At 69.3% G+C, this 13859-nt stretch carries 12 protein-coding genes; 7 read left to right on the top strand and 5 right to left on the bottom strand.

The genetic code is table 11. The annotated features are described in order from the left end of the window. Positions 1-18 precede the first annotated feature (18 nt). From CEK29_RS20305 to CEK29_RS20280, 6 genes are all read left to right on the top strand, one after another. On the top strand, positions 19-1005 hold the full coding sequence (locus tag CEK29_RS20305; RefSeq protein ID WP_094804175.1) for a tripartite tricarboxylate transporter substrate binding protein: 987 nt from the start codon (positions 19-21) through the stop codon (positions 1003-1005). A 79-nt stretch (positions 1006-1084) separates the two neighbouring features. After that, positions 1085-1582 (top strand): hypothetical protein, encoded by a 498-nt coding sequence (locus CEK29_RS20300; RefSeq protein ID WP_094859151.1) that lies wholly within the window; start codon positions 1085-1087, stop codon positions 1580-1582. 239 nt (positions 1583-1821) lie between these two features. After that, positions 1822-3636, top strand: coding sequence for an ABC transporter permease (locus CEK29_RS20295; protein ID WP_094859150.1), 1815 nt, complete (start codon positions 1822-1824; stop codon positions 3634-3636). An 11-nt stretch (positions 3637-3647) separates the two neighbouring features. Beyond that, the gene (locus CEK29_RS20290; protein WP_255176223.1) at positions 3648-4931 is read left to right on the top strand and encodes an ABC transporter ATP-binding protein; all 1284 of its coding nucleotides are present in this window, start codon (positions 3648-3650) and stop codon (positions 4929-4931) included. A 65-nt stretch (positions 4932-4996) separates the two neighbouring features. Then, on the top strand, positions 4997-6070 hold the full coding sequence (locus CEK29_RS20285) for a sensor histidine kinase (protein WP_255176222.1): 1074 nt from the start codon (positions 4997-4999) through the stop codon (positions 6068-6070). Then, positions 6067-6726, top strand: a complete 660-nt coding sequence (locus tag CEK29_RS20280; RefSeq protein WP_094859147.1) for a response regulator transcription factor — start codon at positions 6067-6069, stop codon at positions 6724-6726. The genes CEK29_RS20285 and CEK29_RS20280 overlap by 4 nt, the downstream gene beginning before the upstream one ends. A 26-nt stretch (positions 6727-6752) precedes the next feature. Here the strand turns inward: CEK29_RS20280 and CEK29_RS20275 are convergent, their stop codons facing one another. The 5 genes from CEK29_RS20275 to CEK29_RS20255 form a co-directional block, all read right to left on the bottom strand. After that, positions 6753-7535 carry a YrbL family protein gene (locus tag CEK29_RS20275; RefSeq protein ID WP_094804163.1) on the bottom strand — a complete coding sequence of 261 codons (783 nt, stop codon included), beginning with the start codon at positions 7533-7535 and terminating at the stop codon, positions 6753-6755. 94 nt (positions 7536-7629) lie between these two features. Continuing rightward, positions 7630-9135, bottom strand: coding sequence for a PepSY-associated TM helix domain-containing protein (locus CEK29_RS20270; RefSeq protein WP_094859146.1), 1506 nt, complete (start codon positions 9133-9135; stop codon positions 7630-7632). Between the two features lie 61 nt (positions 9136-9196). Continuing rightward, positions 9197-11365 carry a TonB-dependent receptor gene (locus CEK29_RS20265; protein WP_094859145.1) on the bottom strand — a complete coding sequence of 723 codons (2169 nt, stop codon included), beginning with the start codon at positions 11363-11365 and terminating at the stop codon, positions 9197-9199. A gap of 55 nt (positions 11366-11420) precedes the next feature. Next, positions 11421-11822: a DUF2946 family protein gene (locus tag CEK29_RS20260; protein ID WP_094804157.1), complete on the bottom strand. Its 402-nt coding sequence runs from the start codon at positions 11820-11822 to the stop codon at positions 11421-11423. A 54-nt stretch (positions 11823-11876) separates the two neighbouring features. Beyond that, the gene (locus tag CEK29_RS20255; protein ID WP_255176221.1) at positions 11877-12704 is read right to left on the bottom strand and encodes an IclR family transcriptional regulator; all 828 of its coding nucleotides are present in this window, start codon (positions 12702-12704) and stop codon (positions 11877-11879) included. A 121-nt stretch (positions 12705-12825) separates the two neighbouring features. Between CEK29_RS20255 and CEK29_RS20250 the strand changes: the two genes are divergently transcribed. After that, a complete protein-coding gene (locus CEK29_RS20250) occupies positions 12826-13833 on the top strand; it encodes a Bug family tripartite tricarboxylate transporter substrate binding protein (RefSeq protein ID WP_432759265.1) in 1008 nt (335 codons plus the stop codon). Positions 13834-13859 lie beyond the last annotated feature (26 nt).

The raw sequence follows: 13859 nt of genomic DNA, 5'->3' as shown, positions 1-13859 counted from the left end.
CTCAACCGGAGACAAACCATGAAGCAATCTCTTTTCCTGCGCCGCGCCCTCACGGTGGCGGCCCTGTGCGCCGCGCCGCTCCTGGGCGGCGCCACCGCGCAGGCTCAGTATCCCGAGCGGCCCCTGCGCATCGTGGTGCCGTTCACACCGGGCGGCGGGACCGACATCGTGGCCAGACAGCTCGCGAAGGAGCTCGGCACGGACCTGGGCCAGACCGTGGTGGTGGAAAACCGGCCCGGCGGCAGCACGATCATCGGTACCGACAATGTGGCCAAGAGCGCGCCGGACGGCTATACGCTGCTGATGGCGACCTTCGCCCATGCCGTGAACCCGGCGATCCAGGACAAGCTGCCGTACGACACCGATCGCGCCTTCGCGCCGGTGGCGTTGATCGGAAAGTCGCCGAACATCCTGGTGGTGGCGGCCAAGTCGCGCTATCGCAGCGTGGCGGATCTGCTGGCGGACGCGCGGGCCAATCCGGGCAAGCTGACGTTCGGTTCGTATGGCAACGGCACGTCTGCGCATCTGGCGGGAGAGCTGTTCAAGCGGCAGGGCAAGCTCGACATCCTGCATGTGCCGTACAAGGGCGCGGGCCCCGCCATCAACGATCTGATCGGCGGCCAGATCGACATGATCTTCTCCACCTCGGCCAGCGTGAGCGGGCAGATCAAGAATGGCCAGTTGCGCGCGCTTGCCGTGACGACGCGGGATCGATCGCCCCTGTATCCCGACGTGCCCACGGTTGCCGAGGCGGGCCTGCCGGATTACTACGTCGACAGCTGGTATGGCGTGTTCGCGCCGGCCGGCACCCCCGCCGCCATCGTTGAGCGCCTGAACCAGGGCATACGCGCGGCGGCGGCCAAGCCCGATTTCCGCGGTGCGCTCGAACTCGAAGGTCTGGTCCCGGAGGTGGGCGATGCGGCCCAGCTGGGCGCCTATGTGGAGGCCGAAGAGAAGCGGTGGGCCGAGATCGTGCGCGCCGGCAATCTCAAGGCGGCGCCCTGATCCGCGCGCGGGGTGCCGTGCCGCCAGGCACGGCACATGCTGTACAGACTCCGACCGTCTAGGCACAGGAGTCGATACGATGGAGAAGCGAGAGAAGCGCAAGATCGGAAAACGCTGGATGTTCGGCGCCCTGATCGTGATCGGGGTGGGCGTGGCGATGTCGGATCTCGCCTATAACCGGATGAAGGGTGACACGGCGCCCGCTGCGATTCCCTGCGCGGTCGCCAATCAATCGGGCCAGCCCGTGGAGTTCCGTTTCGGCGAGGCGCAACCGCTGCGTGCCGAGCCGGGCACCACGTCCACCGCGCGCGATACGGGGCAATGCAGCTACGCGGCGCGCAAGGGGAATGACCCGGTGGCGCTCGAGTGGCGCGTTGCCGACGCGCAGGGCGCGGAAGGCAAGTGGCGCCAGACCACGCTGGTCGCGAAGCGCCCCGACGATCCCGCCATGCTGCTGCTGCGCTTCACCGAGGACAAGAAGGCCGAGGCACGCTTCGCCGATGCGTCCGAGGTGCCCAGCGCACCCGCCAACCTGGATCCCGCGCTGTGGACGCGCGGCGATTGGACCAAGGGCTGATCCCCGAGGGTCGACAGGACTGCCCTGAGTCTCCTGCCGGAGGCGCTGGCCGTCCGCTGAGCCGGTGAGGCGATACCAAAGTATCGGTTCACCGGCTTTTCGCACATTCCGACGATCCCAACGCGCCGTGGCCTCGCACCGGGGCCGGGTGTACTGTTCGCCGCGTCCCCTCGCGTTGCGGCAGCGCTCTCTTCGCCACCTTCGCGCGGGCCTTCAACCCGGATCGCGGAGGGTGCGTCATGGTCGATCTTGCTCGCGTTGCGTACAACGCCCGTGCCGCGGCGCTGCCGCGCGCGCGCCTCTCACCCTCCTGGGCCGACGCGCTGGCCTTCCTGCTGTTGGCCGCGCTGATGGCGCTGGCCGGCTATGGCCTGGCGCACATGCGGATGCCGCTCGCCGCGTTGCAGGCCGAGCCCGTGGTGCTCGATCCCGCCCGCCTGCCGTTCTATGCACTGCTCACGACGCTGCGGATGTTCGCGGCGCTGGCGGTCTCCCTGCTGTTCACCTTCGCGGTCGGCACGCTGGCGGCCCACAGCCGGCGCGCGGCGAGGGTGATCGTCCCGGCGCTCGACGTGCTGCAGTCGGTGCCGGTGCTCGGTTTCCTGTCGTTCACGGTCACGTTCTTCATGGGCTGGTTTCCCGGCAACCAACTGGGCGTGGATTGCGCGGCCGTGTTCGCCATCTTCACGAGCCAGGCCTGGAACATGACCTTCGGCTTCTATCAGTCCCTGCGCACCGTGCCCGCGGATCTCGCGGCCGTCGCGACGCAGTTCGGCTTTTCGCGCCGGCAGCGCTTCCTGCGCCTGGAGTTGCCGTTCGCCGTGCCCGGCCTGGTCTGGAACACGATGATGTCCATGTCGGGCGGCTGGTTCTTCGTCGTCGCCTCGGAGGCCATCACCGTGGGCGACACCACCGTCGCGCTGCCGGGGCTGGGCTCGTGGCTCGCCCAGGCCATCGCGCACGAGAACATGCTGGCCGTGGCGCAGGCGGTCGGCGCCATGGCGGTGGTGATCCTGTTGTACGACCAGCTGGTGTTCCGGCCCGTCGTCGTCTGGGCGGACAAGTTTCGCGTGGAGCTCACCGCATCATCGGCGCGTCCGCGCTCGTGGATGTACACCCTGATCCAGCGCACGCGCTGGCTGCGGTTGCCGTTCGCCATGCTGGCCCGGGCGGCGTGCTGGCTCGCGGAAACGCCGCTCCGCTGGCCGGTGCCGGTGCGGGGATCGCGGCGCGCGCCGGTCGAGCCCTGGCGCACCCTGATGCGTGTGGCCGCGGTTCGGGCCTCGTCGCCCGCCCCGGCGCGCGGCGCGTCCGCGGCGCGCGGTACGCGGGGTGGGGTTGCGATGGCCGCTGCCGCCGCGCTCGTCACGCTGTATCTGCTGTGGCGCACGCCGCTCGATGTGGCGCAGGTCGGGCACGTGCTCGGGCTGGGCGCGCTCACGCTGTTGCGCGTCACGGTGCTGCTGGTGCTGGCCAGCGTGATCTGGGTGCCCATCGGTGTGTGGATCGGCCTGCGGCCGGCGTGGGCGGGCCGCGTGCAGCCCCTCGCGCAATTCCTGGCCGCGTTTCCGGCCAATGTGCTGTTTCCGTTCGCCGTGATGGCCATCGTCGGCGGCGGGCTCGATCCCGAGATCTGGCTCTCGCCGCTCATGATTCTCGGCACGCAGTGGTACATCCTGTTCAACGTGATCGCGGGCGCCAGCGCCATCCCGGCGGATCTGAAGGATGCCGCGCGCATGCTCGGATTGCGCGGCTGGCAGCGGTGGCGGCGCCTGCTGCTGCCCGCCATCCTGCCGTTCTACGTGACCGGCGCGCTCACGGCCGCCGGCGGATGCTGGAATGCCAGCATCGTGGCCGAATCGATTCAATGGGGCGAGCGCCACCTGACGGCGACCGGGCTGGGCGCCTGGATCGCACACGCGACCGAAGCGGGCGAGCCCGCCGCCGTCGCATTGGGCGTCATCGTGATGAGCGTGTACGTGCTCGCGTTCACGCACTTGCTGTGGCGTCCTCTCTACCGGCTGGCGGAGCGCCGCTGCCGTCTCGATGGATGAAGGAGACCGACATGAGGAACGATCGCGATGTACTGCTGGCGGTGCGCGGCCTGCGCCACGCCTATGGCCGCGACGACGGCCCGCAACGCGTGGTGCTCGATGGTGTGGACATGGACGTGGCCGACGGCGAGATCGTCGGGTTGCTCGGACGCTCGGGTTCGGGCAAGTCCACGTTGTTGCGCGCCATCGCCGGCCTGATCTCGCCGGCCAGGGGCCTGATTTCGCACGCCGACGATCTGCGCCTGGCCATGGTGTTTCAGAGCTTCGCGCTCTTTCCGTGGCTGACGGTGCTGGAGAACGTCGAGACGGGGCTGCAGGCACGCCATATCCCGGCGCCCGCCCGCCGGCAGCGCGCGCTGCAAGCCATCGACCTGATTGGCCTGGACGGCTTCGAGAATGCCTATCCCAAGGAACTGTCGGGCGGCATGCGGCAACGCGTCGGCCTGGCGCGTGCGCTGGTGGTCGACCCGGGGATCCTGCTGCTCGACGAGCCGTTCTCGGCGCTGGACGTGCTGACCGCCGAAACGCTGCGCACCGACCTGCTCGCCCTGTGGCAGCGCGGCGAGATGGCGATCCGCGCCATGCTGATGGTGACGCACAACATCGAAGAGGCCGTGTTGATGTGCGATCGCGTGCTGCTGTTCTCGTCCAATCCGGGGCGCGTCGCCGCCGAGCTGCGCATCGATCTGCCGCGTCCGCGCGATCGTCAATCACCCGCGTTTCGTGCGCTGGTCGAGGACATCTACGTGCGCATGACGGCGCCCGACGATGCACCGCCGCAGGCGCCGGCCGGCGCCGCGGGCGGGCTCGTCACGCCGCTCAAGCCGGTATCGACCAACGCGCTGGCCGGTCTGATGGAGGCGCTGGCCGCGCCGCCCTATCGCGGCAAGACCGATCTGCCACAGCTCGCAGCGGCCCTGCGCTACGATGCCGACACCTTGTTTCCGATCGCGGAAGCCATGCAGCAGTTGCGCTTCGCGCGGCTGGACCAGGGCGACCTGCGCCTGCTGGATGCGGCGCAGCGTTATGTGCGCGCCGACACCGACGCGCGCAAGCAGTTGTTCGCGCAACATCTGCTGGGATATGTGCCCATCGTGGCGCACATCCGGCGCGTGCTCGATGACCGCGCCACGCACGAAGCGCCGGCCAGCCGTTTCCGCGATGAGCTGGAAGACCACATGACCGAAGACTGCGCCGAGCGGACGCTGCAGGCGGCGATTCAATGGGGCCGCTACGCCGAACTCTATGCCTACGAAGACGAAACCGGCCGCTTCACGCTCGACAACCCCGCCTGAGCGCCGCGCCGCTACACTCTGCCTCATTCCGTCCGTGCGACGACCGGGCTTCGTGAGCGATTGATATGAACACCCCTCGGATGATCGATGGCACGCGCCGGCCCCGCCTGCTGCCCCGGGTCGCGCTGATCGGCGGCCTGATGGCCGCCGTGTTCATCGCCGACACGGTCACGCGCCTCGAGATCGCGGTCGCGGTGTTTTACGTGCTGGTGATCCTGCTCGCCGTATGGCTGTTGCCCCGGCGCGGCGTGGTACTGAGCGCGGCGACCAGCATCGTGCTGACGCTGCTCAGCATGGCGATCACCGCGTGGGGCGAGCGCATGCATGAATCGGGGTTCATCAACGGGGCGATCAGCATCGCCGCGATCGGCATCACCACCTTGCTCGCGTTGAAGCTGGTTGCCGCACAGGCGGCGGCGCACGAGGCCCGCGCCCAGCTGCTGCGCGTGGCACGCATCCGCAGCCTGGGCGAGCTCACCACGTCGATCGCCCACGAGGTCAATCAGCCGCTGGCCGCGATCTCGGCCAGTGCCAACGCCGCGCTGCGCTGGCTGCGCATGGAGCCGCCCAATCTGGAGCGCGCCGAGCGCACGGCCGAGCGCATCGTGCTGGATGCCGAGCGCGCCAGCGAGGTCATCACGCGCGTGCGCCGGCTCTCGCGCAACGAAGCCCCGCAACGACAGACGCTGGACATCAACGCGATCCTGCTCGAGTCAGTGTCGTTGGCACGCGGCGAGATCGACCGGCACGACATCGCGCTCTCGGTCGACCTTGAGGAGGGCCTGCCGCCGGTGCTGGCCGATCCCGTGCAACTGCAGCAGGTGTTGGGTAATCTCATTCTGAACGCGATCGAGGCGATGGACGGGGCGCCGCGGCGGCATCTGGCCATCCGCTCGCAGCACGCGCCAGGCGGCGTTGCGTTTGCCGTGACCGACAGCGGGCCGGGCCTGGGGCCGGAGGTGCGGGCGCATCTGTTCGACGCGTTCTGGACCACCAAGGAAGGCGGTACCGGCCTGGGTCTGACACTGTGTCGCGCGATCGTCGAGGCGCAGGGCGGCACGATCGAGGTGGCGTCTCCGGAGGGCGCCGGCGCCTCGTTTCGCGTATCGTTGCCAGGCAACCCAGGAGCATCGTCATGAGCCTCTCCCTCTCCGGCACCGGCCCCGATGCCGATACCCCGCTCGTGCACGTCATCGACGACGACGCCAGCGTGCGCGCGGCCCTCGAAGACCTGTTCAGTTCGGTGGGCATGCAGGCCGAGACGCATGCGTCGGTACAGGCGTTTTTAGCGGCGCCGCGGCCCGACCGCCCGGGATGTCTGGTGCTGGACGTGCGCATGCCCGGCCAGAGCGGTCTGGATTTTCATCGCGAGATGGATGCCTTGGGCATCGCACTGCCCGTCGTGTTCGTCACCGGCCACGGCGATGTGGCCATGTCGGTCGGCGCGATGAAGCGCGGCGCGGTCGACTTCCTGACCAAACCGTTTCGCGAGCAGGACCTGCTCGATGCGATCCATCAGGCGGTGCAGCGTGACCGGCAGCGTCGCGTCCGGCAGCATGCGCACGACACCCTGCGAGCACGCTGGTCGTCCTTGTCGGAGGGCGAGCGCGAGGTGATGGCGCTCGTCGTGGAAGGCCTGCTCAACAAACAGGCGGCCGATCGCCTCGGGCTGAGCGAGGTGACGGTCAAGGTGCGCCGTGGCCACGTGATGCGCAAGATGGAAGCGGATTCGCTCGCGGATCTGGTGCGCATGGCCGAGGCCCTGAAGCACGGCCCGGGTGCCGATCACGGCTGAGGCGCCCGCGCGTCGGCACGGACGACTCAGTGCGGCGCGAGCATGCCCGGTGCGCCGTTCAGGCCGAGTGCCTGCTCGCCCAGGCGCTCGAGCTTGGCCTCGAGCTCGAGATACTTGCGCATGATGCGGCGTCGGTTCATCGACTTGCTCCACGCGTAGAGCGGCAGCGCCTGCTTCGGCCCGTAGCCGTCCACGAGATACAGCCCCGACTTGCCTTCGGCATTGCGGCCGACCACGATGTTGCGCGCCCCGACATCGTTGAAAACGACGTGCGCGTCGATCAGCGCCTCGAAGAATGCCCGCACCTCGGCGCGCAGCGCCGGCGCGAAGCCCTGATCCTTGACGACCTGATGCAGGGTCGGGGCCATCGCGCCCTGATCGTCCACGATCTTTTCGACCGCGAGCCCGAGTCCGTGCGTGGTGTTGACTAGGCCCGCGATCCGGGCCAGCAAGACGTTGCCCTCCAGCCCGCCGTGCTGCACGGTGGTGGACACGTACTCGATCAGTTCCGTGAGAAAGACGCGGTGCGCCTGCTCGCGATGAAATTTCTTGTGCCAGCGCACGCGCCGGCCCGGCTCGCGGGCGCGCGAGCCATTCACGATCTTGATCAGCAGGTTCCGGTCATGCGGGTGCTCGTACACATCCCGTTCGCTGCCCGAGGCGACGAGCGGCGTCGTGCTCAGGTCGAGCACGCCAAACGCGTTCGGCACCGTCGAGATGGCGAACGCCTGCGCAAGCAGATCTGCAGGGGGCGGTGTGAGGGGGCTCTGGACGATCGGCGTCGCGAGCGGCGGTGCGGAGGAGGGCATGGCGTTCTCGGCGCGGGCGGCGATGGCTGCCCGCGCGTTGACTGAAATGTGAAATTTTCGTGAAATTTGGTCTCACGTTACTGCCATCCGGGCCTCATTGCAAACGTGTGACAGCGGGCGCGCCCGCGCGTTGTACGGCGGCATCGATCAGCAGCATGACGACCAGCGACGCGCCCACCAGCGGAAACACACAGCCACCAATGATCATCAGCACCATCACCCCGCGCAGGGCGGCCCGCTGCTTGGGCAGGGGCGGGATGCCGAGGCCGCCGACGGGCCGGCGTTTCCACCACATGGCGACGCCGCCCACGCACATCAGCACCATCGCCAGGCAGGCGAGCGCGAGCACGATCTGATTGATCCGGCCGTACTCCTGGCCCATGTGCACATTGATACCCCATTCCAGGCCGCGACCGAGCGGCCCGTAATCGGCATAGCTCATGTCCAGCAGCGGCTTGCCGCTGTACTGGTCCAGGTGCACCACGCGCTGGCGGGCCAGGTCGTTGGGATAGACCGAACCCGTATAGACCGCCGTGGCGCTGGTGGGCAGGTTGACCACATAGCCCGGCGCCAGGCCGAGCCGGGTGAACGCGGCGACCGCGGCGTCCAGGCCGATGGGGGGCGGAGCGCCCGCGGGGCGCGCCTGTTCGGGCGGCGGCGCCTGGCCGTGATCGTGCGCGACCTCGGCGTCCGCCCGAGCCTGTCCATGGTCGTGCCCGGCGTCGTCGCCGTGCCCTTGCGCGTGGCCCGCGCCATGGTCGTGCCCGGCACCGGCCTGCGACATCGGCAGGCGCGCCTGTTCCAGCGACCACGTCGTCTTGCCGGCGTCGGCCAGACGGGCATCCGACATGGGCACGTTGACGCGCACGCCGCTGGGATAGCCGAAGTTGTTGCCGTTGGCCCATTGATTGACCTTGGCGCCCCACACGATGGACCAGGGCATGCCCGTGAGCGCCAGGAACAGGATGAAGAACGCCGCGAAGGCGCCCGCCACCGCGTGGAGGTCGCGCCAGAACACGCGCTGCCCCGGCGTGCCGCGCACCGTCACGACCCCCTGCCGGCGCCCGCGCGGCCACCACAGGTACAGGCCCGTCAGCACCAGCAGGATGGTCCAGCCGGCCGCGATCTCGATCGCGCCATTGGCGATCGGGCCGAAGAAAGACAGGCTGTGCAGTTGGCGCACGGTCCACATCAGCGTGCCGCGCTCCTCCTGCGCGCCCAGCACCTTGCCCGCGTAGGGGTCGACGAACACCGAGAGATTGGCGCTGTCCTGCGGCCGCAGCACCACGACGGCCGCGCGATCGGGCGCGGCCGGGGGCAGGTACTTCAGCACGCGGCCGGGGTGCGCGCTCTCGGCCCGGGCCACGATGGCCTCGGGCGCGAGCGTGGGCGCCTGCTGGACGGCCACGGTGCGCAGATCGCGGTACCACCAGTCTTCTATTTCGTTGTGGAACAGGTAGAGCGCGCCGGTCACGGCAAGCACGAGCAGAAAGGGCACCACCAGCATGCCGGCATAGAAGTGCCAGCGCCAGACGGCGCGGTAGACCTGCGAGGCCCGCACGGGTTCACGCTCCTGGGGGGCGACGTTGTCGGTCGTCATATCGATACCTCGTTGCGCGCCGCCGGCGGGGCCGGCGACGCTGATCAGGAAAAGGGCCGGCTCAGAAGCGGTAATGCGCGCTCAGCTCCACGCGCCGTCCCGTGCCCAGCAACCATTGATCCTGGTTGTAGTAGGCCGTTTCGGCATACTGGCGGTCGAACACGTTGTAGGCGCGCACGGCCAGCGTCAGATCCTGGCGCGCGTCCCACTGCAGTGCCAGGTTGGTGGTGGTGTAACCCGCCATCTCGAGCGTGTTGGCCGCGTTGGCGTAGCGGGCGCCCACGTAGCGCACGCCCGCGCTCGCGGTCCATTGCGGGGCGAACTTCCAGCTCAGCCAGAGGTTGGCCAGCCGCTCCGGCACGTCGGTCGGCACATTGCCGTCGCGCGAGACCGTGCGGCCGCCGGACGACTCCGAATACTCGTCGTACTGCGCCTGCAGAATCGTGGCGTTGGCATCCAGGCGCAGGGTCGGTGTCAGCGCCACGCCCAGCGATGCCTCGATGCCCCGGCTCGACTGCTGGCCGACCTGGATGCGCAACGCGGGATTGTCGGGATCGCGCGCGAGCAGGTTCTTCTTGCGGATGTGATAGGCCGCCAGCGTCCATTCGCCGCGCGCGTCCCAGAACGTCTGCTTGATGCCGACCTCGACCTGACGCCCGGTGGCGAGGTCGAAGCCCTGGTTCGCGGGCGACAGCAGGAGCAGGGCGCCGACCGGGTCGGCGGCCTCGGCGTACTGCGCATAGAGCGCGGTGGTGGGCGTGATGTCATAGACGGTGCCGACGCGCCAGCCCACGTTGTCGAAGCGCGTGCGGTAGGCCGTGTTGCCCGCGACGAGATTGCGCTGCTCCAGCTCGATATGGTCGTAGCGCAGGCCGCCCAGCACCGACCAGTTGGGCGTGAGCGCAAGCCGGTCTTCGGCGTACAGGGCCAGTTGCCGCGCCGTGTTGCGATAGCGCGGCGTGGTGCCCGCAAGATTCACGAACCGGCCGTGGTCCACATCGTAGGGATCGACCAGCGAGGTGCCGCCGTACGGCGAGTTGTTGGTGTGCTTGAGACTGGCGCGATTGAGTTCGAGCCCCACCGCGAACTGGTTGCGCAGGCCGAGCAACGAACCCTTGAAGACCGCGTCGGTCACGGTTCCGACCTGCTCCTGGTCATGCAGGATGTTCGAGTAGCCGCTGCGCTCGATCAGGCCCGTGGCCGGCTGCCAGGCGTATTCCTCGGCGTTGCGCCAGTCGCGCCGGCTGCCCTGGTAGTAGACGCGGTTGCGCACCAGCACGCTGTCGTTGGGCGTCCATTCCGTGCGCAGCTCGCTGCGGTTGTCGCGGTAGATGATCGTGGCGTCCGCCACGTTGTAGTTCTGGTGCCGCAGACCATAGTCCATCGTGCCGTCGACGAGCGGCGTGCCGAAGTAACGTGTCGGCTCCTGCCAGCCCAGCACCTGCGTGAACGTGACGTTCAGATCCGGATTCACATCCAGGCGCAGCGCGGCCGACAGCGCGGCATTGCGCGCGCCGCCCAGGCTCATGTCGGCATGCGTGTGTTCGGCGCTCGCATCGATGCGATACGACCAGCGGTCGTCCAGCGCGCCCCCCGAGCCGATGCCCACACGCTGCGTGTCGTGCGTGCCGAAGGTCGTCTCGACTTCGTTTTCGATCGGGCCGCGGGTGGGTTTCTTGGGCACCACGTTCACCACGCCGCCGATCGCGCCTTCGCCGTAAATCACCGACGCCGGGCCGCGCAGCACCTCGATCCGTTCCACCGCCCAGGGCGAGGCGACCAGCGTCTGGCCCACGCCGCCGTATTGGCGCAGTCCGTCGTAGAGCTGCGCCACGGAGTTGGTGTCGCTGAAACCGCGCGACGACAGCGCGGCGCCGCCGTTGCCGGGGTGGCGCATCGTGCTCAGGCCGGGCGCTTGGCTGATGGCGTCGCCGATGGTGCGCGGCGCGCGTTCGCGCAATTGCCGGGACGTGATGATGTCCACGCTGGCCGGCGTTTCGAACGGCGTGAGTTCGAGCAGCGAGCCGGTCGCGGTCGTGTCGAGCAGGGAGGGGCGATCCGCGTCAGCGGCCACGGTGATGCCGGGCAGGGTGGCGACGGAGGGTTCAGTGGATTGGGCGAAGCCGGCCGTGGGCGTCAGCGCGAGGGTAACGAGCGTGGGCGGCAGGCAGGCGTGCCATGCGCGCATGCGCCGCGGCAGGACGGGCGTCCTGGCGTGCAAGAAAGTCATGAGGATCTCTCGGTCTGGAAAAGGCGGTGCCGCCGCGAGGGCGGGCCAAGTCGGACTAGACGAGAGAGGAGGGCGGGGCGCGGGCCCCGAGCGGGGCGCCGGTGAAGGTGTAGTGCGTGCGCGCCGGCGGAGCGCGCGCGCTGAACGGGAAACTGTGGGCGCTGCTGACCGGTGTGAGTGCCGGCAGCGAGGGAGGCATCGGCACGGCGGCGACCGCGGCGCCGACCGGGCAGGCCGCGGCCTGCGCGGCGTGCCGTTCGTCGGCCTGCTGATGCGTGGACTCGGGCGCCTGCACGAAGATGCGGCCGGTGGCCGAGCACAGCTCGATCAGGTTGGCGCCCACATGCGTGCCGGGCATGTAGCCGGGCGGCACCAGGGCCTTGAGCGCGAACAGCACCAACGCCAGCCACAGCGTGGCGACGTAGCGGGCAGACCGGTGCGGGCGCGTCGAAGTCATGAGGCCGGATTGTAGGCGAGCGCTATGCGTGTGCCAAACCGGAACGCAACGCGCTCAGGCGGCGCGGGCGGGCTGGTAGCCGAGTTCGCGGCTCGCGGCGCGCGCCTCGGCGAGCAGGGCGATGGCGATCGGGCCTTGCGCGGCCGCGTCGAAACCGCCCGTCGTGCCCAGTGCCGTCAGCGCGCCGCAGACCTGGCCTGCATGATTGAAGATCGGTGCGCTGATCGCACTGATGCCCTTCAGGTTGGTGTCGATCACGATGGAGCAGCCGGCGGCGCGCACCTCGCGCTGCAAGGCGCCGAGCGGGTCGTGGGCATCGAGCGCGGCCCGCGACGCCGCGTCGGCGCCGTCGAGCTCTTCCAGGGCCAGGCGGCGCACCTGCGCGTCGTCCTGCAGACCCAGGAACACCCGGCCGGTGGCCGACCACAGCAGGGACATGACCGAGCCGACGCGCACGTTCACCGTCACCGGCAGCCCGGGTTCTTCGAAGCGCACGATCGTCGGGCCCTTGTTGCCCATGACCGCGATGAAGCACGTGACGCCCAGCTGCTCGCGCAGGCGGACCAGCGCGGGCTCGGCCACGCGGATCGGATCGGCCTGCCGCATCGCCGCCAGGCCGATGTAGAGCGCTTCGAGGCCGAGGCCGTAATGCCCGGAGCCGCTGTCCTGCACCACGATGCCCGCTTCGATCATGCTGACCAGATAGCGATGGACCTTGGAAGGCTGTTCGTCCACTTCGGTCGCCAGCGCCGTGAGGCTCGCCCGGCCGCCCAGCCGGGCGAGCGCCTTGAGCACGGCCATGCCGGTTTCGGCGGCCTGCACACGTTGGCGGCGTTCGCGCGGGCGCGCGGCGGAATCGGAGGGGGCGGCGGTCTGCGTCATGGCGGGGATTCTACGTGGTGGACCGGGGCCGATCCGCCGGTATTGTGCGATTACGCAATGCGTATATACTTTACGCAAAATCAAAAAGTCGTGCTTTTCGCCACGTCACCGGAGACAAACCGTGCGTTCCTATCGTTCGCAGTTCCCTCGCTTTGCCGGCCTTCTGGCCAGCGCCGTCCTGGCCTCGTTCTGTGTGGGCGGCGCCGCGCGCGCGGCCGACGCCAGCGCCCCGTATCCCAACAAGCCGATCCGCTGGGTCGTGCCGTACGCGGCGGGCGGCGGTTCGGATTTCCTCGCCCGCACCGTGGGCCAGGGCCTGTCCGCCCGCATCGGCCAGACCGTGGTGGTCGACAACAAGCCGGGCGGCAACACCGCCATCGGCGCCTCCGAGACGGCGCGCTCGCAGCCCGACGGCTACACCATGGTGTCCGCCGATAACGGCACGCTGGTCTTCAACCCCGCGCTGTACAAGACGCTGTCGTACGACCCGGTCAAGGATCTCGCGCCGGTCACGCTGATGGGCCGCTTCCCGATGATTCTGGTGGTCGGGCCGACCGTCGAGGCCAAGACCGTGGCCGAGTTCGTCGCGATGGCGAAGGCGCGCCCGTCGGGTCTGGACTACGGCTCGGCCGGCGCCGGCAGCCCCCATCACCTCGCGATGGAGCTCTTCAAGACCGAGACGGGGCTGAACCTCGTGCACGTGCCCTATCGCGGCGCGGCGCCTGCCCTGGCCGACGTGGCCGGCGGACAGATCCCGGCCATGATGGTCGACCTGGCCGCGGGTGCCGGCTTCATCAAGGCGGGCAAGGTGCGCGCGCTCGCCGTCGCGCACGGCCAGCGTCTGCCGCAGTTGCCCGACGTGCCGACCTTCGGCGAAGCGGGACTGCCCAAGGTCCAGGCCGCCGCCTTGGTCGGCGTGTCGGTGCCGGGCGCCACGCCGCCGGCCGTGATCGCCAAGCTCAATCAGCAACTGGTTGCCACCCTCAACGATCCCGCCATCCGCGGCAAGCTGGTCGACTTCGGCATCGAGCCGGTCGCCAATTCGCCGCAGGAATACGCCGCTCTGCTCACCGCCGAGCGCACGCGCTGGAACAAGCTGATCGCGGATCTCGGCATCAAGCTCGACTGATCGCGTCAGCAACGCCCTCGTATCAG

It is taken from the genome of Bordetella genomosp. 5 (assembly GCF_002261475.1).
GTDB lineage: Bacteria > Pseudomonadota > Gammaproteobacteria > Burkholderiales > Burkholderiaceae_B > Bordetella.
This window is presented reverse-complemented; position numbering and strand designations above follow the sequence as displayed.

Coding starts and splice junctions, on each gene's coding strand:
- CEK29_RS20285 (WP_255176222.1), top strand. CDS start 4,997: ATGAACACCCCTCGGATGATCGATGGCACGCGCCGGCCCCGCCTGCTG.
- CEK29_RS20255 (WP_255176221.1), bottom strand. CDS start 12,704: ATGACGCAGACCGCCGCCCCCTCCGATTCCGCCGCGCGCCCGCGCGAA.
- CEK29_RS20295 (WP_094859150.1), top strand. CDS start 1,822: ATGGTCGATCTTGCTCGCGTTGCGTACAACGCCCGTGCCGCGGCGCTG.
- CEK29_RS20300 (WP_094859151.1), top strand. CDS start 1,085: ATGGAGAAGCGAGAGAAGCGCAAGATCGGAAAACGCTGGATGTTCGGC.
- CEK29_RS20260 (WP_094804157.1), bottom strand. CDS start 11,822: ATGACTTCGACGCGCCCGCACCGGTCTGCCCGCTACGTCGCCACGCTG.
- CEK29_RS20270 (WP_094859146.1), bottom strand. CDS start 9,135: ATGACGACCGACAACGTCGCCCCCCAGGAGCGTGAACCCGTGCGGGCC.
- CEK29_RS20305 (WP_094804175.1), top strand. CDS start 19: ATGAAGCAATCTCTTTTCCTGCGCCGCGCCCTCACGGTGGCGGCCCTG.
- CEK29_RS20280 (WP_094859147.1), top strand. CDS start 6,067: ATGAGCCTCTCCCTCTCCGGCACCGGCCCCGATGCCGATACCCCGCTC.
- CEK29_RS20265 (WP_094859145.1), bottom strand. CDS start 11,365: ATGACTTTCTTGCACGCCAGGACGCCCGTCCTGCCGCGGCGCATGCGC.
- CEK29_RS20275 (WP_094804163.1), bottom strand. CDS start 7,535: ATGCCCTCCTCCGCACCGCCGCTCGCGACGCCGATCGTCCAGAGCCCC.
- CEK29_RS20290 (WP_255176223.1), top strand. CDS start 3,648: ATGAGGAACGATCGCGATGTACTGCTGGCGGTGCGCGGCCTGCGCCAC.